The 21205-nt window shown below is 72.7% G+C and carries 17 protein-coding genes, 1 tRNA gene and 1 pseudogene; 5 read left to right on the forward strand and 14 right to left on the reverse strand.

Annotated features, from left to right (window positions below):
- Positions 1 to 360 precede the first annotated feature (360 nt).
- Together STTU_RS09810 and STTU_RS09815 are read right to left on the reverse strand one after the other, a co-directional pair.
- Positions 361 to 434, reverse strand: a tRNA-Met gene (locus STTU_RS09810).
- A gap of 71 nt (positions 435 to 505) precedes the next feature.
- Positions 506 to 3427 (reverse strand): UPF0182 family protein, encoded by a 2922-nt coding sequence (locus tag STTU_RS09815; RefSeq protein ID WP_199785068.1) that lies wholly within the window; start codon positions 3425 to 3427, stop codon positions 506 to 508.
- Between the two features lie 226 nt (positions 3428 to 3653).
- Between STTU_RS09815 and STTU_RS09820 the strand changes: the two genes are divergently transcribed.
- Complete coding sequence (locus tag STTU_RS09820) at positions 3654 to 4211, forward strand: PPA1309 family protein (RefSeq protein WP_007822272.1); 558 nt, start codon at positions 3654 to 3656, stop codon at positions 4209 to 4211.
- Between the two features lie 109 nt (positions 4212 to 4320).
- Here STTU_RS09820 and STTU_RS09825 read toward each other — a convergent pair whose 3' ends face one another.
- The 4 genes from STTU_RS09825 to STTU_RS09840 all read right to left on the reverse strand — a co-directional run bounded on the left by STTU_RS09825 (position 4321) and on the right by STTU_RS09840 (position 7547).
- On the reverse strand, positions 4321 to 5418 hold the full coding sequence (locus tag STTU_RS09825; RefSeq protein WP_007822273.1) for a YlbL family protein: 1098 nt from the start codon (positions 5416 to 5418) through the stop codon (positions 4321 to 4323).
- Positions 5419 to 5496: 78 nt separating this feature from the next.
- Positions 5497 to 5688 (reverse strand): hypothetical protein, encoded by a 192-nt coding sequence (locus tag STTU_RS09830; RefSeq protein WP_009068606.1) that lies wholly within the window; start codon positions 5686 to 5688, stop codon positions 5497 to 5499.
- A gap of 114 nt (positions 5689 to 5802) precedes the next feature.
- Complete coding sequence (locus tag STTU_RS09835) at positions 5803 to 6234, reverse strand: molybdenum cofactor biosynthesis protein MoaE (protein WP_043254709.1); 432 nt, start codon at positions 6232 to 6234, stop codon at positions 5803 to 5805.
- 203 nt (positions 6235 to 6437) lie between these two features.
- Entirely contained in the window at positions 6438 to 7547 is a 1110-nt protein-coding gene (locus STTU_RS09840) for an SDR family oxidoreductase (protein WP_043257261.1), read from the reverse strand.
- A 212-nt stretch (positions 7548 to 7759) separates the two neighbouring features.
- Here STTU_RS09840 and STTU_RS09845 point away from each other — a divergent pair, with 212 nt between their 5' ends.
- Both STTU_RS09845 and STTU_RS09850 read left to right on the forward strand, forming a co-directional pair.
- Complete coding sequence (locus STTU_RS09845) at positions 7760 to 9274, forward strand: zinc-dependent metalloprotease (protein ID WP_007822279.1); 1515 nt, start codon at positions 7760 to 7762, stop codon at positions 9272 to 9274.
- Positions 9271 to 9801, forward strand: coding sequence for an NUDIX hydrolase (locus tag STTU_RS09850; protein ID WP_009068601.1), 531 nt, complete (start codon positions 9271 to 9273; stop codon positions 9799 to 9801). Before STTU_RS09845 ends, STTU_RS09850 begins: the two co-directional genes overlap by 4 nt.
- A gap of 122 nt (positions 9802 to 9923) precedes the next feature.
- Here STTU_RS09850 and STTU_RS09855 read toward each other — a convergent pair whose 3' ends face one another.
- The 5 genes and pseudogenes from STTU_RS09855 to STTU_RS09875 form a co-directional block, all read right to left on the reverse strand.
- Positions 9924 to 10658, reverse strand: coding sequence for an AIM24 family protein (locus STTU_RS09855; protein WP_007822281.1), 735 nt, complete (start codon positions 10656 to 10658; stop codon positions 9924 to 9926).
- A gap of 14 nt (positions 10659 to 10672) precedes the next feature.
- Positions 10673 to 11353, reverse strand: a complete 681-nt coding sequence (locus STTU_RS09860) for an AIM24 family protein (protein ID WP_007822282.1) — start codon at positions 11351 to 11353, stop codon at positions 10673 to 10675.
- A 38-nt stretch (positions 11354 to 11391) separates the two neighbouring features.
- A pseudogene (locus STTU_RS09865) lies at positions 11392 to 13082 on the reverse strand (TerD family protein).
- Between the two features lie 608 nt (positions 13083 to 13690).
- A complete protein-coding gene (locus tag STTU_RS09870; RefSeq protein WP_052862346.1) occupies positions 13691 to 14557 on the reverse strand; it encodes an SDR family oxidoreductase in 867 nt (288 codons plus the stop codon).
- A 175-nt stretch (positions 14558 to 14732) separates the two neighbouring features.
- Positions 14733 to 15341, reverse strand: a complete 609-nt coding sequence (locus STTU_RS09875; protein ID WP_007822288.1) for a M48 family metallopeptidase — start codon at positions 15339 to 15341, stop codon at positions 14733 to 14735.
- A gap of 778 nt (positions 15342 to 16119) precedes the next feature.
- On the opposite strand from STTU_RS09875, the gene STTU_RS09880 reads away from it, so the two are divergent.
- Complete coding sequence (locus STTU_RS09880; RefSeq protein WP_007822291.1) at positions 16120 to 17340, forward strand: TOMM precursor leader peptide-binding protein; 1221 nt, start codon at positions 16120 to 16122, stop codon at positions 17338 to 17340.
- A 1019-nt stretch (positions 17341 to 18359) separates the two neighbouring features.
- Complete coding sequence (locus tag STTU_RS09885; protein WP_007822294.1) at positions 18360 to 19748, forward strand: ABC1 kinase family protein; 1389 nt, start codon at positions 18360 to 18362, stop codon at positions 19746 to 19748.
- A 238-nt stretch (positions 19749 to 19986) separates the two neighbouring features.
- Here STTU_RS09885 and STTU_RS09890 read toward each other — a convergent pair whose 3' ends face one another.
- The 3 genes from STTU_RS09890 to STTU_RS09900 form a co-directional block, all read right to left on the reverse strand.
- Positions 19987 to 20310, reverse strand: a complete 324-nt coding sequence (locus tag STTU_RS09890; RefSeq protein WP_010272395.1) for a hypothetical protein — start codon at positions 20308 to 20310, stop codon at positions 19987 to 19989.
- Positions 20307 to 20678, reverse strand: a complete 372-nt coding sequence (locus STTU_RS09895; protein ID WP_007822298.1) for a WhiB family transcriptional regulator — start codon at positions 20676 to 20678, stop codon at positions 20307 to 20309. Before STTU_RS09895 ends, STTU_RS09890 begins: the two co-directional genes overlap by 4 nt.
- A gap of 170 nt (positions 20679 to 20848) precedes the next feature.
- A complete protein-coding gene (locus STTU_RS09900; RefSeq protein ID WP_007822300.1) occupies positions 20849 to 21160 on the reverse strand; it encodes a hypothetical protein in 312 nt (103 codons plus the stop codon).
- Positions 21161 to 21205 lie beyond the last annotated feature (45 nt).

The following is a 21205-nucleotide window of genomic DNA, read 5'->3' on the forward strand; positions in this document are numbered from 1 at the left end:
CCCGTACACCTGGTATATCCGGGTCCCCTTGAGGTCTCTACAGCTAATTGAGGTCTCTACAACGTTTTATCGACATGCCCGCATGAGGGCACGTCAAACTCGGAACACCCAACTACCCCCGTAAGCTTCACTCTTCACATGCGGAGGCTCCCCGATCTCGACCCGTCCGTACAGCCGACACACGGGGCGGGGTCCAGGCGGTCCCAGCCTCGCGCGAAAGGCCGCCGCGCGGATGAGTAGTCGTACTCAAGCAGAGGGGACTGACAGGCTCCGGTACGTGCCCCGGAGGGCGGTCGCGGCGGTGTGCCCGCACAGCAAAGAAGGCCCGGACCCCTTTCGGGACCCGGGCCTCCTCCTTCGTAGCGGGGACAGGATTTGAACCTGCGACCTCTGGGTTATGAGCCCAGCGAGCTACCGAGCTGCTCCACCCCGCGTCGTTGTGATCACCACGCTATCACGCGGAACGGGGCGGGCCCGCCCCCGAGGGCCGGGGGCGGGCGCCGCTTCAGGTGCTGGAGCCCGAACCTTCCTTCTTCGGGGGCGACTTGGAGTCGGAGGGCGACTTCGAAGCCGCGTCCTGCGCCTTCGCCGCGCGCTCCAGGGCGTCCTGGAGGCGGTCCTGTGCCTCGCCGTACGCCTTCCAGTCGCCGTCCTTGAGGGCCTTCTGGCCGTCCTCGAAGGACTTCTCGGCGTCGTCGAGGGCGCCTTGCAGGGTCTTGTCGCCCGTGGACGGCGGTTCCTGCTTCTGCTCCTCGTCCTGGTCGCCGGGCGGCGTCTCGCTCTCGGCGCCGAAGACGACGTTGAGCGCCTTGTCGAGGGTCTCCTCGAAGGCCGTCTTCCCGGCGTAGGTGACGAGGACGCGCTTGAGCAGCGGGTACTTCAGGCCGCTGCCGCGCACGTAGACCGGTTCGACGTAGAGGAACTCGCCGTCGAGCGGCACGGTGAGCAGGTTGCCGTACTCGACTTCCGAGTCACCACCACGCAGGAGTCTGATCTTCTCGGCGATGGCCTCGTTCGAGTTGAACTTGCTCTGCACCTGTTTGGGCCCGTCGGTCGTATCGGCCGTGGGCATTTTCAGGAGCGTGAGTCTGCCGTAGTCCTGCGTGCCGGCCTCGGCGTTCACCGCCATGAAGGCGCTGAGGTTGTCGCGCCCGTTGGGGGTGAAGGTCGTGGTGAGCGAGAACGCCTGGTTGCTCTCGCCCGGCATCTTCATGCTGAGGTAGTAGGCGGGGATGGAGTTGCCCGTCTTGTTCGTCGGGTCGTCCGGGACCTGCCAGACCTCGGAGCCGCTCAGGAAGGTCTGCGCGCTGTCCACGTGGTAGCGGGTGAGCAGTTCGCGCTGGACCTTGAAGAGGTCCTGCGGGTAGCGCAGGTGCTCCATGAGCTGCGGGGAGATCGCCGAGCGGGGCTCGACGGTGTGCGGGAACGCCTTCATCCAGGTCTTGAGGACGGGGTCCTCGGTGTCCCACTGGTAGAGCTTGACCTCGCCGGTGTACGCGTCGACGGTCGCCTTCACCGAGTTGCGGATGTAGTTGACCTGGTTCTGCTGGGCGACCACGGCGCGCTGGTTGTTCGCGGCGGTGAGCGAGTCGGCCGTCGTGTCGCCGAGAGTGGTGCGCGAGGCGTACGGGTAGCCGTTCGTCGTCGTGTAGGCATCGACGATCCACTGGATCTTGCCCTTGACGACGGCCGGGTAGGCGTCGCCGTCGATCGTGAGCCAGGGCGCGACGGCCTCGACGCGGTCCTTCGGGGTGCGGTTGTAGAGGATGCGCGAGCCGTCCCCGATGGCGCCCGAGTAGAGGATCTGCGGCTCGCCGAAGGCCACCGCGTAGGCGGCCCGGTTGAGGGGGTTGGAGAGGCTGACGCCGCTCTTGCCCTGGTAGCGGGTGGTCTTCTCGCCGTTGTCGTCGGAGTAGTCGATCTCCTTCTGGGGACCGCCGACGATCGAGTACTGCGTGGTCTTCTCGCCGTAGTAGACGCGCTGCTGGTAGTCGCCGAGGTCGCCCTTCGAGGGAAGGTCGGACTCGGTGAAGACGGGGCCGCCGCCGGAGTCGGCGTTGTCGCCCTCGGCTGCGACGACGCCGAAGCCGTGGGTGTAGCGGAAGTGGTCGTTGATCCAGTTCCGCTTCGGGACGCCGTTGAGGTTCAGCTCACGGAGCCCGATGACGGTGTCCTGGTCCTTGCCTTCCTTGTCCTTGTACCGGTCCACGTCCAGGTTCGAGGGGAACGCGTAGTAGTTCCTCATCTGCTGGCGCTGCTGGAAGGTGGGCGAGACGATGTTGGGGTCCATGAGGCGGTAGCTCGCCGCCTGGTCGGCGTCGGCGCGCAGCTTGGACTTGTCGTCGGTCTCGCTCTTGCCCGGGTACTCGCTGACCTTGGCGTCGTCGATCCCGTACGCCTTCTTCGTGGCGGTCAGGTTCTTCTGGACGTACGGGGCTTCCTTGGCCTGTTCGTTCGGCTGGACCGTGAACTTCTGCACGACCGCCGGGTAGAGGCCGCCGATGAGGATCGCGGAGAGCACCATGAGGCCGAAGCCGATCACGGGGAGCTGCCAGGTGCGGCGCCACAGCGTCGCGAAGAACAGCAGCGCGCAGATGATCGCGATGCAGAACAGGATCGTCTTCGCCGGGAGGTAGGCGTTGGCGTCGACGTACCGCAGGCCCGTCCAGTTGTCGGTGGCCTTGAAGTCGCTGGACTTCACGGCGAGCCCGTAGCGGTCGAGCCAGTACGCGATCGCCTTGAGCGAGACGAAGATGCCGAGCAGGACGGAGAGGTGCCCGGTGAACGCCTTGGTGACGCGCTGGCCGGGGCTCGTGACGCGTACCCCGCCGTAGAGGTAGTGGGTCAGGAGCGCCGCGATGACCGAGAGGACGACGGCGGCGAAGCCGAAGCCGAGCAGGAAGCGGTACCAGGGCAGGTCGAAGGCGTAGAAGGAGACGTCCAGGTGGAACTGGGGGTCCTTCTGGTGGAACGACTGCCCGTTGACCCACATGAGCCAGGTGCGCCACTGGCCTGCCGCGGAGGCCCCGGAGACGAGGCCGACGAGGGCGGTGATGCCGAGGAGCAGCCACTTCTTGTACGGGGCGATGCCCATGCGGTAGCGGTCGAGGTTCTGCTGTTCCATCGACATCGCGCTGAGCGGGGGCCGCAGCCGGTGCGCCAGCCAGATGTTGACGCCGACGGCGGCGGCCATGAGCAGCCCGAAGACGACGAAGAGGCCGACCTTCGTCTTGAGGGTCGTGGTGAAGACCGAGGAGAAGTGGAGCGACCGGTACCAGAGCCAGTCCGTCCAGAAGCCCGCGAACATGACGAAGGCCATGGCCAGGACGGCCAGGACGCCGAGCGTCATGAGCAGGGTGCGGACCCGCCGGGAGGGGCGGCCCACTCTGATCCGTGGCCCCGTCGGGCCTCCGCCGCGGTCCGGCATCTGGAAAGCCAAGGTGCGCACCTCGAAGTTCGCTGTGGTGGTGGTCGGTCGGTATGCGTGGTGCTGCCGCGCGCAGTCGCCGGGACGTCACCGCCCCGGCCGGTTGCCCGGTTGGGCCCGATTCGCCCCGCTTGTGGGGCTCGCGCGGCGCGCCCCACACCCATGCAACTTAACGAAGCTTTACTCAGTTCCCGTCCCGGCCCCTGAAGAGGGCAGGATATTGCCCATGTCCAAAGATTCCCCCGCCAGCCCCCCGCCCGCAGCGACCCCCCTCACCCGTGCCGTACTGGAGATCGATACCTATGCGGCCGGTCTCGGCTGGGACCAGCCGGCCCGGCTCTTCGCCCTCGTCGACACCGGCCGACTGCGCGCCGAGGAGCCCGAACTCGCCGAGCGGCTCGGTCTCGACGAGGGGGCGGCGGCCGGCACGCTGACCCCGGTCGAGCAGGAGGAGGTCCCCGCGGACGTCCCGCTCGACGAGTTCCTCGCCACGATCGGCTGGCCGGACGCGGTCGCCGGCTGCGCGCTCACCATCGAGCGCCTCATGCTGCCGCCGTCCGCCGAGGCGAGTGTCCCCGAGGACCTCGACGAGGCGGCGCTCGCGGCGTGGGTCGCGAAGCACCCGGAGCGGCAGGAGGTCCGGATGACCGTCGCCGTGCTGCGCGACGGGGACCGCGAGTCGGCGCTGCGGCTGCGCGAGAAGGACTCGGAGCTGGACGTCCTGACGGGCTCGGACCTGGTGCCGGGTCTCGCGCAGGCGCTGGAGGCGACGTTCGCGGCCTAGCCGAGGGGGGCGGGACGGGGCGCGGCTCGCGGCCCGTCCGGACGGCGCCCGAGCCGTGTACGGCGAAGGGGCGGGCCCGTGGCGGGTCCGCCCCTCTCCCGTGCCCGGGTCAGCTCTTGGCGCAGGAGGGGAGGCCCTTCGTCCTGCCGTCGTGAATCTTGTCGAGGGCCTTCACGGCGTCGCCGATCGTGCGGACCTTGACGAGGGTGAGCCCGTCGGGGGTGTCCTCGCGCGCCGCGGCGCAGTTGTCGGCGGGGGTGAGGAAGTACTGGGCTCCCGCGCGGCGCGCGCCGACGGTCTTCATGCCGATGCCGCCGATCGCGCCGACCTTCCCGTCGTCGTCGATCGTGCCCGTACCGGCGACGAACTTGCCGCCCGTGAGGTCGCCCGGGGTGAGTTTGTCGACGAGGCCGAGGGCGAACATGAGCCCGGCGCTGGGGCCGCCGACGTCGGCGAGCTTGATGTCGATGGAGAACGGGAAGGTGTGGTCGACCCCGGCCTGGATGCCGACGATGGGGCGGCTCGGGCCCTGGTCCTTGCCCGAGCGGACGGTCGTGACCGTGACGTCGTGGGCGCCGGTGGGCTTCTCGTGGCGCTTCTCGGCGGCGGCGGCCTTCGCGGCGGGGATCACGGAGAAGCGGACCTTCTCGCCGACCTTGTGCTTCGTGACGGCCCCGGCGACGTCGTCGGCCTCCTCGACCTTCGTCCCGTCGACGCTCTCGATGACGTCCCCGGCGTGCAGCCGTCCCTCGGCGGGGCTGTCCTTGGTGACGGCGGCGACGACGATGCGCGAGGAGACGGGGATGTCGAGTTCCCTGAGCGCCGCGACCTTGGCGTTCTCCTGCGACTGCGAGAACTCCTCGGCGTTCTCCTGCGTCGACTGCTGCTCGGTCGTGCCCTGCGGGTAGAGGTTGTCGTGCGGGACGATGAGCGAGTCGCCCGAGAGCCAGCCCCAGATCGCCTCGGGGAGGTTCATCCGGTAGTCGGGGCTCGTGACGCGCACCGTGGTCATGTTCAGGTGGCCGCTCGCCTCGTACGTCTTGCGCCCGGAGACCTGGAGCACCGGCTCGCCGTCGTGGTCGGCGAGGGTGTTGACGGTGGGGCCCGGCGACATCTCCGCGTACGGGACCGGGATCAGCACGCCCGCGCACAGGAGCGCGACGAGGACGAGTGTCGAGGTGAGGAGGGTCACGGTACGGCGCGGCATGGCACGACAGTACGGGACGCCCCTGTGTCCGCACGTCCGGGCCCTACGGGCCCGGCGAACGGGTGAGAGCGGCGGGGCTCAGGCGCTCTCGGCGGGCTCTTCCGGGGCAGGGAGGCCCGCGCCCTGCTTCTCCATCGCGGCGCGGAACTTCTCGTACCCGGCGAGTTCGGGGCCGTCCCCCGTCCTGCGGGTCCGGTTGGCCCACATGGCCCACAGCCCCGCTCCCACGGCGGCCACAAGCGGAATCAGCAACCACGCGAGTGCAGCCATGCCGACCTCCGACTCCCCGATTGCGTCACCTACTGGCTGATCAGCAGATTAACCAGCCGCCAGTGCAACGCTCGCTGGCGGGGTGCGGTTACGCAACCGGAGGGCCGGGGTGGCTCAGCAGGCGCCGACCCACTCCTCGCGGCCGTCCGTGAAGCGCTGGTGCTTCCAGATGGGCACCTCGTGCTTGAGGTCGTCGATGAGGCGGCGGCAGGCGGCGAAGGCTTCACCGCGGTGCGGGCAGGAGACGGCGACGACGACCGCGAGGTCCCCGATGGCGAGATCGCCGACGCGGTGCGTCGCGGCGAGGGCGCGTACGGGGAAGTCGGCGGCGACCTTCTCCGCGACGCGGCGCAGCTCGGCCTCCGCGCTCGGGTGGCTGGAGTAGCTGAGCGAGGCGACGTCCTCGCCCCCGTCGTGGTCGCGCACCGTACCGACGAAGAGCGCGGTGCCGCCGGCGGCGTCGTCGCCGACCGCGGCGAAGACCTCGTCGACGGACAGGGGCGTGTCGCGGATGGCGAGGAGTTTGATCGGATCGGTGTCGGTCATGTCCTCATGGTGTCGCACGGGGCCGGGGAGCACGAAAAATGGGCCCTGGCGCTTGAGGGGCCGGCGGTGGGCGGGACGGAGGCGGCGAAGTCCCGCGCGGGGCGGCTCCGGCGGCCGGGGCGGGGTCCGGGGGCCGGGGCGGGGGCGGTCCTGGCGGGCCGACGCGGGGCGGCTCCGGAGGGCCGGAGCCGGGCCCCGCGTGTTCACAGCCGTCGGCGGGCCTTGCGCGCCCGGCGGACGAGCGCCGCCGTACCGAGCAGCGCGACCGTCGCTCCCGCCGCGCCCGCGGCCGTCGCGTCCTTGCGGCCCAGGCGGCGCCCGGCGACCGTACGGCGCCCCGCGACCTCCTCCAGCAGCTCCGCGAGGACCTCCTCGTTGCTCCACGCGGGACGCCAGCCCGCGTCGTGGAGGCGGCTGCCGCTGACGACCCACGGGTTCATCGTGTAGGCGAGGTCCCCGGCCGGGGACGGGGTGAGGCCGATGCGGTGCAGGCGGGCGGCGGCGCCGAGGGCGACGGCCGAGGGGAGTTCCATGCGGCGGATGCCGCTCAGCTCCTCGACCTCCTCCTGTTCGAGCCAGCCGTCGCAGCCGACCGCGAGTTCTCCCTCGGCCTTCTCCAGGACCGCGTACTCCAGGGCGCTGACCAGGTCCTCGACGTGGCAGAACTGCCAGGCCGGGCGGGAACCGGCGACGACGAGGAGGCGCGGGGACTCGAAGTAGCGGGTCAGGGCGGTGTCGGTGCCGCCGACGAGGACGGCGGGGCGCAGCACGGTGACGTTGAGCCCGGGGTGGGCGCGCGGGGCGCGGCGGGCGAGGCGCTCGATCTCCAGGAGGTCGCCGACGCCCGTGGCCTCGGCGGTCGCCTTGAGTTCGGCGTCCTCGGCGAGCGGCAGCGGGTTGTCGGGGAGCGCCCCGTAGACCATCGCGGAGGTGCACAGCACGGCGCGGTGCACCCCGGCGGCGGCTGCCGAGGTGAGGACGGTCTGGGTGCCGCGCACGTTGTAGGCGGTGCGCGCGGCGGGCTCGGTCTCCAGGTCGAGATCGACGGCGAGGTGCACGACGACGTCGGCGCCGCGCAGTTTCTCGGCGAGGGCGGGGTCGCGGACGTCGAGGGTGTGCCAGGTGGCCTCGGCGTTGTCGCCGCGCTTCTCGTCGATCGCGAGGACCCGGCCGATGGCGTCGGAGGCGGTCAGGCGCTCGACGAGGAGGGCTCCGATGCCGGTCGCGGCACCGGTCACGGCGACGACGGGACCGCGCGCGGCGGACCCGGTCGGGTTTCGCGCTGCGCGAACCTGCGGATCTGGGGAACTCACCAGGCGTCTCCAGCGGTTGTCTGTCGTACGTACGGGCATGACGCGTACGTACCAGGTGGCGTCCATCCTGCCGCAGGCAGCGCGTCGGCGGAGCACCGAGCCCCGAGCCGGTCTCGGTGTCTACGCTGGGTGGTACGTGGGCGTCATGCGCGCACCGCCCAGGGCAGCCGCCGCCGGACTCGTGCCGGTGGCCCTAACAGCCGAGGAAACCCGTGAGTGACAACCCATTCGGATTCGGCCTTCCGCCGGAGGAGCCGGACGACGGCGACGAAGGCAAGAAGAAGGACAGCACCGGCGGGTCCCAGGGCTCGGGTTCCGGCTCCGGGCAGACCCCGGGCAACCCGTTCGGCTTCGGCCTGCCCGGCGGCGGGGGCGGGGACAACCCGTTCGCCGCGCTCTTCGGCTCCATGGGGTCGAACGACCTGGGCGCCGCCTTCCAGCAGCTCGGGCAGATGCTGAGCTTCGACGGCGGCCCGGTGAACTGGGACATGGCCAAGCAGATCGCCCGCCAGACGGTCTCGCAGGGCACGTCCGACGGCACGAAGGACCAGAGCGTGGGCCCGGCGGAGCGCGCGGCGGTCGAGGAGGCGGTGCGGCTTGCCGATCTCTGGCTCGACGACGCGACCTCGCTGCCGAGCGGCGCGGGCTCGGCGGTGGCGTGGAGCCGCGCCGAGTGGGTCGAGGCGACGCTGCCGGTGTGGAAGGACCTCGTGGACCCGGTCGCCGAGCGCGTCGGGACGGCGATGGGCCAGGTGCTGCCCGAGGAGATGCAGGCCATGGCGGGCCCGCTGCTCGGGGTGATGCGCTCGATGGGCGGGGCCATGTTCGGCACGCAGATCGGGCAGGCCGTGGGGCAGCTCGCGGGCGAGGTCGTCGGTTCGACGGACATCGGGCTGCCGCTCGGCCCGGCGGGCAAGGCGGCGCTGCTCCCGCTCAACATCGAGGTCTTCGGCAAGGACCTCGGCGTGCCGAAGGACGAGGTGCGGCTCTACCTGGCGCTGCGCGAGGCCGCCCACCAGCGGCTCTTCGCGCACGTGCCGTGGCTGCGCTCGCACCTGTTCGGCGCGGTCGAGGGCTATGCGCGCGGCATCAAGGTGGACACGTCGAAGCTGGAGGACGCGGTCGGCAATCTCGACCCGTCGAACCCGGAGCAGCTTCAGGAGGCGCTTCAGTCCGGCATGTTCGAGCCGCAGGACACGCCCGAGCAGAAGGCGGCGCTGGCGCGTCTGGAGACGGCGCTCGCGCTCGTCGAGGGCTGGGTCGACGCGGTCGTGCACGCGGCGGCGAAGCCGCGTCTGGGCTCGGCGGACGCGCTGCGCGAGACGCTGCGCAGGCGGCGCGCCTCGGGTGGTCCGGCGGAGCAGACCTTCGCGACGCTGATCGGTCTGGAGCTGCGTCCGCGCAGGCTCCGGGACGCGGCGCGGCTGTGGGCCTCGCTCGCCGACGCGCGCGGCGTGGACGGCAGGGACGGCCTGTGGGCGCACCCGGACATGCTGCCGACGGCGCGGGACCTGGACGACCCGGACGGTTTCGTCCACCGCGAGCAGCTTGACTTCTCCGAGCTGGACAAGATGCTCGGCGAGGCCGCCTCGGGCAAGGGCCCGGACCTGGAGAAGAGGGACCGCCCCGAGGACACGGACGCGGACCCGGGGAAGAAGGACGGCACGGAGGACTCGGACGGTTCCGGCGGCTCGGGGGACGACGAGGATCGGGGTTCCGGGGCGTGAGTCTGCACGGGGACGCGTACGGCGTCCTGAAGCGGTACGAGGGGCAGCCGGAGCTGCGGGACGCGTACCTGGCGCACCTCGACGCGCACCCGGACGACGGCATGTGGAAGGCGTGCGGGGCGGGGCATGTGACGGCGAGCGCGCTCGTGGTGTGCCCGGAGCGCGGCGAGGTGCTGCTGACGCTCCACCGCAAGCTGCGGCTGTGGCTCCAGATGGGCGGCCACTGCGAGCCGGGCGACGTCACGCTGGCGGACGCGGCGCTGCGCGAGGCCCGCGAGGAGTCGGGCATCGGGGCGCTGGAGCTCCACCCCGGCGGCCCGGTGCGCCTGGACCTGCACCCCATCCCGGGCCCGTGCACGCGGCACTTCGACGTGCAGTACGTGGCGCTCGCCCCGGCCGCCGCCGCGGCCCGGATCAGCGACGAGTCCCTCGACCTGCGCTGGTTCGGCTACGCGGAGGCGGCGGAGATCGGCGACGCCTCGGTGGCGCTGCTCGTGGGGGCGGCGCGGGAGGCGCTGGGCGTCTGACCCGTGGCCTCGGGCGGTACGGGGCGGGGTCCGCGTGGGCGGCGCCCCGTACCCGTACCGCCGCTGCCTCGGGTGACCGGCCATCCGGCGCCGCTGCCCCGGCTGACCGGCCGTCCGGCCTGTCACTCCCAGGCGTTGCCCTGGTTCTGGCCGACGCCGTAGTGGCCGCGCAATCCCGCGACGTCGGTGTTCTGCGGGGGCAGCATCTCGCTCGGCTGGACGAGGACGTGGCCCTGGCCGAGGAAGCTCAGCTCCCAGCCCTCGCCCGTGCTGCCGCGGCGGCGGAAGACGCCGCTGGACTGGGTCTGGGACTGCATCTGGACCCGCAGGGACGTACTCCAGGCGACGACGGCGTCGGAGTCGACGTTGACGTAGTTCTGCCCGGTGACTTCGAGGAGCAGCGGGGTGCCGGAGGTCATGAGGGCGACCTTGCCGTTGCCGGTGAGGTTGAGCTGGTACTTCCCCGAGCCGGAGATGCCGTACTGGCTGTCGACGGCGATGACCTCGGTGTGCAGCGAGGAGTCGAGGGCGAGGACGTAGGCGCTGTCGACGGTGAGGCCCTCGTGGTCGACGTCGAGGATGTGCAGGTACTGGCCGAGGTTCGCGAGGAACGCGGTGCCCTGGCCCGTGCAGCGCATGAGGTCGAGGCCCTCGCCCGTCATGCGGCGGGAGCGGCGCTGCCCCGCGCTCTGGTACTCGCCGTCGAACTCCATGAGTCCCTGGTAGGCGACCATCGCGCCCTTGCGGGCGAGGACGTCCTCGTGCCCGGTGAGGGCGATGCGCAGCAGTTGCGGGTTCTGGAGCGTCCAGCGCTCCTGGGTCTGCTGCTCGGTGTGTGCGAAGAGCGGGCTCTGCATGTCGGTGTCCCCCCTCAGCCCCGGATACGGAGCCGGTCGGTGCTGTCCTCGCTGGGCTGGACGACGACGATCCCCTGCCCCGAGAAGGCCATCTGGTACGCCTCGCCGCTGCCGCGGCCGATCATCGAGCCCGCCTTGAAGCTGCGCTTGCCCTTGACCTTGAGGTTCGGGGACCAGGCGACGAGCGCGTCGGGGTCGACGTAGGTCTCGTCGTCGCCGCGCCCGCAGTCGACGACGATCGGCGTGCCGCGCGAGGTGAGCGCGATCCAGCCGTCGCCGCCGACGGTGACGTTGAACATGCCCTGACCGGCGAACTTGGCGAGGCCCTTGACGCGTTCGACGCCCCACTGGAGGTGCGCGTCGAAGGCGAGGATGTTGGTGCCGTTGACGGAGATGCTCTCGCCGCCGAGGTCGAGGACGACGACGTCGGCGCCGTAGTCGGCGAGGTAGAGCAGTCCGTCCCCGCCGCACTTCATGAGCGGGGCGCCCTCGCCGGTGAGCCAGCCCCCGGCGAGCTGGCGGACGGTGGGCGGGTTGGACTCGTACTGGATGAAGCCCTCGTAGGCGATCATCGAGCCGGAGCGGGCGAAGAGATCGCGACCGGCGCTCATGGCGATCTTGGCGATGTGGTGGCCGTGCGTGTCCATCCGGGCCTGCACGGGCGTCGCGGCGAAGCCCGCGAGGTGCTGCTGCATCATGCGCTTGCCTTGTCTCTCGTGGTCTCTCGCGGGCTTCAGATCTCGTACGGCTGGACGACGATGAAGTTGCCCGGCGCGCCCCGGAACTGGAGGTTCACCGACTCGCCGCTGTGGCCCGGGTAGGCGTTGCGGCGCAGGCGCACCTGGCTGGAGAGGACGACCTGCGAGGCGGCCGACCAGGCGACGACGGCGTTGGCGTCGGCGAACGTGGTCGGGGTGACCGGAAGGACGACGGGGGTGCCGTGCGTCTTGACGATCACGGTGCCGGTGCCCTGGAACTGCATCGTGAAGAGCGAGCCGCCGGGGAGCCCGTGGCCGTCGATGCGGCGCACCTCGCGCTGGAGGGACTCGTCGAAGGCGAGGACGGACTCGGCGGAGACGCAGATCGCGTCGCCCTGGAGTTCGATCGGGTGCAGGTGCGCCTCGTCCTCGGCGAGGAACACCTGGCCCTTGCCCGTGCAGCGCATGAGCTGGAGTTCCTGGCCCGTCGCGTTGCCGACGATGCGGCCCTTGAACCCGGCGCCCTTGTAGCTGAAATCGACCTTGCCCTGGTAGAGCACCATGCTGCCCTGGCGCGCGAGGACCGGGCTGCCGTCCTCGCCGAGGTCGACGCGGACGAGCTTGTCGTTCTGCTGCGTCCAGCGCCGCCCGGTGGGCACCTCGCGGTACTTCTCCAGGTTGACGGCGACGCCCTTGGGGGAGTTGCCGTCGGGGATGGGCCGCGGGGCACCGGGGCCGGGCGGGAAACCGGGGGCCCCGGGAGCGGGCGGGGCGGCGCCGAAGGGGGGCGCGTGGTAGCCGTCGGCGGTGGGGGGCGGGGGTGCGGTGGACCGGGCCGGGGGCGCGGGGTAGCCGGGCGGGGGGCCGGGCTGGGTGGGGGGCTGGGCGTAGGGGGCGGCCGGCGCGGGGGCGTGCCGGGGGCGGGGAGAACGGGGCCGACGACGGTGGGGGCGGCGTGGACGTCGGGGGGCTGGGGAGCGGGGGGCGCGAAGGGGGCGGGTGCCGGGGCCGGCGCGGGTGGGGCGACGGGAGCGGCGTAGGACTGGGGGGCCGTGGGCTGGGGCCGCGCCTGGGGTGGGGCCTGGTGCGGGGGCTGCGCCTGGGGCTCCGGCTCGGCGGACGTGGGGGGTGCGAAGGGGGGCGGGGCGAAGCCGGGTGCCTGCTGCTGGGCCGGGACCTCCGCCGGTGCCTCTTCCTCCTCCAGGACCTCGCCGCCGAAGTTGCGCAGCAGCGCCTCCAGGCCGCCGTCGAAGCCTTGGCCCACGGCGGCGAAGCGCCAGCCGTCCTTGTAGTACAGGTCGCCGACCATCACGGCGCGCTCGGTGCTGAACTCGGAGCCGGTGAAGGAGTACCTCGCGACCTCCTCGCCCCCGGCGACGATCCGCAGGTAGCCGGGCCCGGCCTGCGACATCTGCCCGGCGCCGTCGATGGTCGCGGTGAAGGAGAGCTTCCTGATCCGCTCCGGCACCCGGTCGAGCGTCACGCGGAACGACTCGGTGTCGCCCGCCTGCGGCCCGAGGAGCTGAAGGGACTCCTCGGGCGATTTCGGCTGGTTGAAGAAGATGAAGTACCGGTCGTCGGAGAGCGTCTCCTCGGCGTCCAGCCCGAAGCAGCTGATGTCGAAGGTGAGCCCGGGACCGCCGATCCGCACCCCGATGTACAGATCCGTCCCCGCCGTGAGGTCACTGATACGCGCCTTGTGGCCACGCTGGAATTCCCTGGACATACCCGCTGACCGCCCCCCATCCCGTAGATCTCGCCCTGCCGTTCACCGTGCCGCACCGGCACGGCCCGTCCGCGCGTACGGACTTGGCTGGTTCCGTACGGTACGAGGCCGCGCCGCCCTCCCACCACCGCCTCACGAGGAATCGTGCGCGGAACCATGCGAGCGGCCACCCGGCCGAAAGGGCGCGAACGGAGCACGAACACCCGGCCGGGAGGAGAGAGTGCGGCGGCCAGGCTAACCGGTGGGGGGATGGGGGCGGGGGTTCGGGGGCGGGGGGTGGGGGTGGGAGTTCGGGGTTGGGGGGTGGAGAGCTGGGGTGGGGGTTGTGGGGTGGGGGGCTGGGGTGGGAGTTCAAGGTTGAGGTGGGGAGCTGAGGGAGGGGTCGGGGCTGTGGGGTGGGGGCTGGGGTGAGAGGTGACCGCTCAGGCGGCTGCTGGTGCGGGCGCTCATCTGCCCGCTCCCTGCACGCTCGTGTGCCCGCTCGCCCACCTGCGGACAGCCCCCTCCCTCCCGGGGGGCGACCCCAATACCATCCTCTCGCGCCCCTCACCCCCCACCCCACCAATCCCCCGAATCTGTGGATAACCCGGGGACACCCGCACATCGCCTCACTCCTGGCGGTGACGCGAATTCCCGCTTCCCGCCGCGTGGGCGTGGCCGCTTGACAGGAACTCATCCGCCCCACGCAGCCGCGTCCGTACCGCCCGCCGCGTCTGCGGACCCGCGACGAGACGGATCACCGAGGGCCCGGAGGGGCGCGTCCCGGACCGCAGGGCGCCGACGTCGAGCCCGTCCCGTACCGCGAGACGAGTCCCCAGCTCGTACCGGCTCAGCGCCTGCGCACCGCCCACGTGGACGACCCCCGCCGCCTCGCCGACGGCGAGTTCGCACAGCGCCGCCGCCAGGTCGGCGACGTGCACCGGGCACCGCACGTCGTCCGTCCACAGCGCGCCCGGCCGTCCCGCGACGAGCGCGCGCACCAGACGCTCGTGCTCCGAAGGGTGGCCCGCGTCGCCGATGACGAGTGACGTACGGGCCACGACGGCGCGCGGCGCGACGAGTCGCACCGCCGTTTCCGCAGCGGCCTTCGCCGCGCCGTACGGCGTCACCGGATCGGGCGCATGGCACTCCTCGTACGCCGGAAGCGCACCGGAGAAGACCGCGTCGCTGGAGACGTGGACGAGGCGGGCGCCGTGGCGCGCCACCGCCTGCGCCAGCCGCCCCGCGCCCTCGGCGGTGACGGACCAGTCGGCGCCGCCACTGCTCGTGTTGACGACGACGTGCGGCGCGGTCGCGTCGATGAGCCGACCGATCGCCGCGCCGTCGCGCAGGTCGAGCGCGTGCGCGACGACGCCGGGTGCGGCGGGCGGCCGACCGCTGCGGTACGTCGCGTGCGTCTCGTACCCCTCGGCGACGGCGTGGCGCACGAGGACGGAGCCGACGAAACCGCTGCCACCGACGACGAGGATGCGCATGACGACACGGTAGGCGCGACGGTGGGCGCGCGAAACGGCGCGAGCAGGTGGTACGGGGCGGCGCAGGCGGCGTACGAAACGGTGCGGGCGCCCGGCCACCGTAGGGAGTCGCCCTCCGGTATACGCCTCACCGCAGGTCCGTCGCGCGCCCCTTCCCCCAGCCGTACCGAGCGGGTCAGTCCGTCGTGTCCGGGGCCGCCGGGGTCTCCGGGAGGGTGTGGGGGAGGTTGCGGGCCGCGACGACGCCCTCCAGGAAGCCTCGCGCGCGTTCCGTGCGCGGATAGGCGTCGAGCAGCGCCCAGAAGCGCGCGCCGTGGCCGGGGACGAGGAGGTGGGCGAGTTCGTGCAGGAGGACGTAGTCGATGACGTACTCGGGCATGCCCTGGAGGCGGTGCGACAGGCGGATGCTGCCCTCGGCCGGCGTGCAGGAGCCCCAGCGCGTGTTCTGGTTGGTGACCCAGCGGACCGTGTCGGGGCGTGCGCGACCGTCGAGGTACTGACGCGACAGGTGCGCGGCGCGCTCCGTCAGCTCGGCGTCGCCGAGGCGCCGCTTGCCCTCCTGCGCGGCGAGGCGGTCGAGCATCTTCGTCACCCAGCGTTGTTCCTCGGCGGCGGACATACGTGCCGGGATGAGGACGATGGTGCGGTCGCCTTCGCGGTACGCGGAGACCGTGCGGCGCCTGCGGGCGCTGCGGCGCACCTCCACTGCGGCGCGCTCGGGCTGCGGCTGTCCGGCGGCGTGCCGGACGCCGTCGCTCGCCCGGTTCAGGGGATCGGCGGACATTCCTCGACGTTACCCGCTCACCACACCGGGCGTCCTGCCCCCGGGCGCTCCCCGCACCGCGTCCTCACACGCTGCGTCCCTCGCCACCCCGACCGACCCCGGCGTTCATAGGACGAACGCCACCATCTGTGGATAACTCCCGCCCTCGGATTTGCGCTTTCCCGCAGGATGTTCTCAGCGGTCACGGAGCGCGAGCGATTCGTGACAGGCGTCCGGTACGGGACAGCTCTGTCCCGGCACGACCGGCGACAACTTGGGACGAGAGCGGCAGACGAGAGAGGTGTGAGGCGCGATGGTACGAGCGGTGACAGGTGCGGCGGCTGGTACGGGTGCGGTGGCCGAGGCGGGTACGGGTGCGGCGGCAGGTACGAGTACGGGGCGGGCGCGGCCCGTGGTCGGGGCGGGCGGTGTCGGCGGTCGGGAGGCGGCACGGCGGCGGGGGCTCGGCCTGGGGTGGCAGGGCTCGGGGCGCCATCGGGCGGTCGCGTCTCCCGCCGCGGCGGGACGGGAGGCGGTCGGGGCAGGCGTCGCGGTCCGGGGGGCTCGGGCGGCGGGGTCGGTAGGGGCCGAGGCGGAGGTACGGGGTGGGACGGGCGTACGGGGTGGGGCAGCCGTACCGGGTGGGGCGGCTGTACGGGGTGGGCCGGGCCCTGCGGGGGCGCCGCGATCCGGGCCGACGGTGCCGCCGCCCGTGGTGGGACGGCTGCCCGCGCCTTCGTACGCGCGCCCGCAGGCGCCACCCGCTCCCCCGTTCACGCATCCCACGGTCAAGCCCGCGTTGCGGCGGGCGTGGCGGGACCTGGGGACGGTGCAGTTCGGGATCACGCGGGCCCATGCCTCGGTCCTCGGGCCGCTCGACCCGGGCTCGGCGAGCCTGCTGAGGCTGCTCGACGGGACGCGGGGGTTGTCGCTGCTGTACGCGGAGGGCGCGCGGAACGGGCTCTCCCCGGCGGACGTGAACCGGCTCCTGGACACGCTGGCGGGCAGCGGGCTCCTGGAGGACGCGACGGGCGGGGGCGAGGCGGCGCGGGAGGTGCGGCAGGACGCGGAGCTGATGGACCGCTTGCGCCCCGATCTCGCCTCGCTCTCGCTGCTCGACCGGTGCCCGGCGGGCGCGGTGGAGGCCCTGGCGGCGCGGACGGGCGCGCGGGTCCTGGTGCGGGGTGCGGGGCGGGTCGGGGCCGCGGTCGCCGCCTTGCTCGCGGCGGCCGGTGTCGGCGCCGTGGAGGTGATGGACGGGGGCCGGGTGGAGCCGGCGGACGTGTCACCGGCCGGGTTGCCGCCGAACGCGGTCGGCACCCGGCGGGCGGAGGCCGCTCGGCGGCTCGTGAGCGAATCGGCCCCGGGAGGGCGGCGCCGCTCGCGGCCCGAGCCCGTGGCCGGGCGGCTGGGCGAGGCACCGCCGCCCGACCTCGTCGTCCTCGCTCCGCGCGACGCCGTGTCCGTGCACGCCCCCGACCCGCAGCTCGCCGAACCCCTGATCGCGGCAGGCATCCCGCACCTGTACGCGGGCGTCGTCGAGACGACCGGCGTCGTCGGCCCCCTCGTCCTCCCCGGCCGCACGGCCTGCGCGGGCTGCCTGGAACGCCATCGCGTCGAGCGTGAGGCGGGACACGCGCGCCTCCTCGCGCAATGGCGCTCCGGCCGCACGCACCGCGTCGAACCCCTTGACCTGGCCCTCGCGACCACCGTCGCGGCCCTCACCGCGAGCCACGCGCTGAGCCTCCTCGACGGCCACCTCCCGACCACCGTCGGCGAACGCTGGGAAGCCAGCCTGCCCACGCTGGCCTGGACCCGCCACCACCTGCCCACCCACCCCCACTGCCCCTGCGGAGCCGGCACGGCGGACAACTGGCACCCGACGCCCCTCGCCACCGCCCCCTCAACGCCCCGCACCTCGGTGACGAGGCCCGCGGTCCGGGAACCCCGGCAGGGCCCGGCGCCGAGCGTCAGGGTCCCGGGGACAATCACAAAGGGGGCGATCACGCAGCAGAGGTAACCGCGAGCCGGGAGACGAGCCCGGGGGGACGGCCCGGTGCTGGGACGGCCAAAGGAGGCCCGGGGGGCGGGAAGCGGAGGCCCGGTGCGACGAGCCCGGGGGGACGGGAAGCGGAGATTCGGTGCGACGACTCCCGAAGCCCGAGGCCGGAAGCCGGCGCCCCTGGGCAGAAGCCTGAGGCCGGGAGCCGGGAGCTGGGGTGCCGGAGACCCGGAATCCCGGACCGAAGCCGGGAGCGCAGGCCGGGGCGGCCGGGGCCGGGCCGGACAGCCGGGGCGAGAGCCGGACGCGTCGGCGGAGAGCCATCCGGGGCAGGCTGTGGACCCGGATGGATGGCTGGTCGTACAGAACGCGGAGCCGGAATCCCGGACCTGGAACTGACGGCCCGGATCGCGAACAACAGGCCCGGGCGGAGACCCGAACCTCGGCCCGAGAGCCGCAGACCCGAAGGAGAGCTGACACACCCCAGGCCCAAACCCGGGCGCCCGACCGCGCCCCGACCCGTCCCACCAACCCGGCTTAGCCCCACTCCCTCGCCCCGACCCGACATCCCGAGCCAGCCCCGCCGCCTCGCCCCGACCCGCCCCACCAACACGAGCCAACCCCACCCCCCTCGCCCCGAGCCGCCCCACCCCTCGCCCCGCTAATCCGAGCCACCACCCCACCCCCTCGCCCCAAGCCGACCCCATCCCCCTTGCCCCAACCCCACCCGCTCCGACCGCCAACCGGCCCCCTCGCCTCCGACCCACCAAGCTGAGCCCCCCCCCACCCCCTCGCCCCAACCCGACCCGACCCACCAACCAGCCCTTTCGCCCCGCCCCACACCCCCCGTCCAACCCTCCCCCACCCGCACCCCGCTCACCCCGGGTGCCCACCCCATAACCCGCGCGGCTCCGCCGAAGGCGGTCCCGCGTGCCTTCCGCAACCGGGTTGTGCGCGGGGGCGGTTCGGGGTGGGCGGGGGACAATGGGGGTGGGCGTCGTGCGGTGCGGCGTGGGCGGGGTGGAGTGGGAGGGCGTATGTCGGAGCTTCCTCGGAAGGCGGTGACGCGGACGGCGAAGCTGGCGACGCTGCCGCTCGGGTTCGCGGGACGGGCGACGTGGGGGCTCGGGCGGAGGATCGGGGGTGCCTCGGCCGAGCTGGTGGGGCGGGAGGTGCAGCAGCGGACGGCTGAGCAGTTGTTCAAGGTGCTGGGAGAACTCAAGGGCGGGGCCATGAAGTTCGGGCAGGCCCTCTCGGTCTTCGAGTCGGCGCTGCCCGAGGAGTTGGCGGGGCCCTACCGGGCGGCGTTGACCCGGTTGCAGGAGGCGGCGCCCCCGATGCCGGTGGCGACGGTGCGAGGGCTGCTCGCGGAGCGCCTCGGGGAGGACTGGCGGAAGCTCTTCCGGTCCTTCGACGAGGAGCCGGCCGCCGCCGCGTCGATCGGGCAGGTGCACCGGGCGGTGTGGCACGACGGGCGTGCCGTGGCGGTGAAGGTGCAGTACCCGGGGGCCGGGCGGGCGCTGCTCGGGGATCTCGCGCAGCTCGGGAGGGTGGCGCGGGTGCTCGGGCCCGTCGTGCCGGGCATCGACATCAAGCCGCTCGTCGCCGAGTTGCGCGAGCGGGTGGCGGAGGAGCTGGACTACGGGCTGGAGGCGGCGGCGCAGCAGGCGCACGCGGAGGAGTTCGCCGGCGATCCCGACGTGTTCGTGCCCGGGGTCGTGCACCAGGGGCCCGAGGTGCTGGTGTCGGAGTGGGTGGAGGGGGTGCCGCTCGCCGAGGTGATCGCCTCGGGGACGCCGGAGCAGCGGGACCGGGCGGGGCAGTTGCTCGCGCACTTTCTCTTCTGCGGACCGGCCAGGACCGGGCTGCTGCACGCGGACCCGCACCCGGGGAACTTCCGGCTGCTGCCCGGTGACGAGGGCGGGGGTGAGGAGGGCTGGCGGCTGGCGGTGCTCGACTTCGGGACGGTCGATCGGCTGCCGGGCGGGCTTCCCCCGATCATCGGGCGGTCCTTGCGGCTCGGTCTCGGCGACGACGCGGAGGAAGTGCACGCCTCGCTGCGGGCCGAGGGTTTCATTCGGGAGAAGGTGGAGCTGGACGAGCGGGCGGTGCTGGAGTTCCTGCGGCCGATGATCGAGCCGGCGTCTGTGGACGAGTTCGGCTTCACGCGGGAGTGGTTGCGCGGGCAGGCCGCGCGGATCGCCGATCCCCGCTCCCCCGCGCACCACTTGGGCCGCAAGCTCAATCTGCCGCCCGCCTACCTGCTGATCCACCGTGTGACGCTCAGCACGATCGGTGTGCTGTGCCAGTTGGGGGCGCGGGTGCGGCTGCGCGAGGAGCTGGAGAACTGGCTGCCCGGCTTCGCCGCCGACTGCCCGGAGGGCGAACTGCCCGGCTTCTGGGCGGAGGACGAGGGCCCCGCGTAAGCGGCGCCGACACGGCCGGCCCGGCCGCTCCCTCCAGGAGGGGCGACCGGGCCGGTACGTCACCGCGGGATGTTCGCTGCTGGCGGCGGGGCGGCGGTCCGGGCCTCCGCCGCCCCGCGAACTACCGCCTCGCGAACGGCCGTCCCGCGAACTACCGCCTCACGAATCGCCGACCCGCGAGCCACCGCCCGGGGAAGCACCGTTTCGCGAGGTACCGCTGCGCGGATTACTGCGCGGATTACTGCATGACCGCCAGCGCCAGGGCGCGGCGGGCGCGCAGGGTCGCGCGTTCGGCGTGGCGCTGGAGGCGGCGGGCGTTGCGCAGGCGGGCGGAGGGGCGTTGGTGCTCCGCCTCTCGCAAGCGCTCGTCCATATGCGCGCGCGCCAGCGCTTCTGGGATGAGTTGCATCTCTCGGGTCCTGTTCTCGGTGCCGGCCAGGTGGCCGGTACGGGCTGCTTCGCTGAGGGCGAGCCCTGCGGGCTGCGCGGGGGTCGGGTTCATCGGGTCCTGCTTCTGCGGGTTGTGCGTGGTGGGGCGATCGATGGTTCCGGTGATGTTCATGCGACGACCGGGTTCTTGCGCGGGCGGCCACGAGGCCGCTTGCGGGCGACGACGACGCCCTGGACGAACAGCTCGCCACCCCAGACGCCCCACGGCTCGCGACGCTCCTTGGCACCGGCGAGGCACGCCTCGACGAGCGGGCAGGTGCGGCAGAGCGACTTGGCGTACTCCACGTCGGCCGGGGACTCGGCGAAGAAGACCTCGGGGTCGTAGGCGCGGCAGGGAACGGGGGTGTCGAGACCCTCGATGGCGGCGTCGAGGGCGGTGAGCGGGGTGAGGGGGGTCACGGTGTGGTCCTCCGGAGGGCCGGGCGGCTGGCTGGTGGGTGACGGCGGTACTGACGGGACGTGCGTCTCGGTCGTCTGCACGGGTTCTGCTTCCTCGTCTGTCGGTCCGGCCTGGTGGGCCGGTGGTGTCGGGTACCGATTCCTGCTGCCCGGGCGCCTTCCGTGCCGCCCTCTCTTGAGAAAGAGGGCAAAACAAAAGGGCCGCGGTCCCGAGTGGGGTCCGCGGCCCTGAAGGCGCCTGTCTGACGTGGTCAGACGGGATCACTCCAGGGTTCGAGCCCACGGAAGGCCCACATCGTGTGGTGCTGCGTCATCGGGTTTCCGGCACCGGCTGCCGCGATCGGATAGGCGTGCGCCTGTTCCGTCACTACTGCTGCCGGTGCCTGGGTCGGTCGCTCGTCGTGCTTCTTCTCCTCGGGACGCCCGAAGGACAGGCCGGGGAAGGGGAAGGCCGAGAGACCGGAAATACCGGACAGTCCGGTGCCCAGGTCCGAGATGCTGAGGGAACGGGAGGCGACGACCGTCGACGCGGTCAGTTTCGTGATCGTGTTGAAGCTGCTCACTGCAATCGCCTCCTCTCGGCGTCTCGGGGGACCGGTGGTGCTCGG

Origin of the sequence: Streptomyces sp. Tu6071 (assembly GCF_000213055.1) — a bacterium.
GTDB classification, from domain to species: domain Bacteria; phylum Actinomycetota; class Actinomycetes; order Streptomycetales; family Streptomycetaceae; genus Streptomyces; species Streptomyces evansiae.

Coding starts and splice junctions, on each gene's coding strand:
- STTU_RS09870 (WP_052862346.1), bottom strand. CDS start 14,557: ATGCGCATCCTCGTCGTCGGTGGCAGCGGTTTCGTCGGCTCCGTCCTC.
- STTU_RS09890 (WP_010272395.1), bottom strand. CDS start 20,310: ATGAACATCACCGGAACCATCGATCGCCCCACCACGCACAACCCGCAG.
- STTU_RS09860 (WP_007822282.1), bottom strand. CDS start 11,353: ATGCAGCAGCACCTCGCGGGCTTCGCCGCGACGCCCGTGCAGGCCCGG.
- STTU_RS09875 (WP_007822288.1), bottom strand. CDS start 15,341: ATGTCCGCCGATCCCCTGAACCGGGCGAGCGACGGCGTCCGGCACGCC.
- STTU_RS09815 (WP_199785068.1), bottom strand. CDS start 3,427: ATGCCGGACCGCGGCGGAGGCCCGACGGGGCCACGGATCAGAGTGGGC.
- STTU_RS09830 (WP_009068606.1), bottom strand. CDS start 5,688: ATGGCTGCACTCGCGTGGTTGCTGATTCCGCTTGTGGCCGCCGTGGGA.
- STTU_RS09825 (WP_007822273.1), bottom strand. CDS start 5,418: ATGCCGCGCCGTACCGTGACCCTCCTCACCTCGACACTCGTCCTCGTC.
- STTU_RS09820 (WP_007822272.1), top strand. CDS start 3,654: ATGTCCAAAGATTCCCCCGCCAGCCCCCCGCCCGCAGCGACCCCCCTC.
- STTU_RS09855 (WP_007822281.1), bottom strand. CDS start 10,658: ATGCAGAGCCCGCTCTTCGCACACACCGAGCAGCAGACCCAGGAGCGC.
- STTU_RS09885 (WP_007822294.1), top strand. CDS start 18,360: ATGTCGGAGCTTCCTCGGAAGGCGGTGACGCGGACGGCGAAGCTGGCG.
- STTU_RS09835 (WP_043254709.1), bottom strand. CDS start 6,234: ATGACCGACACCGATCCGATCAAACTCCTCGCCATCCGCGACACGCCC.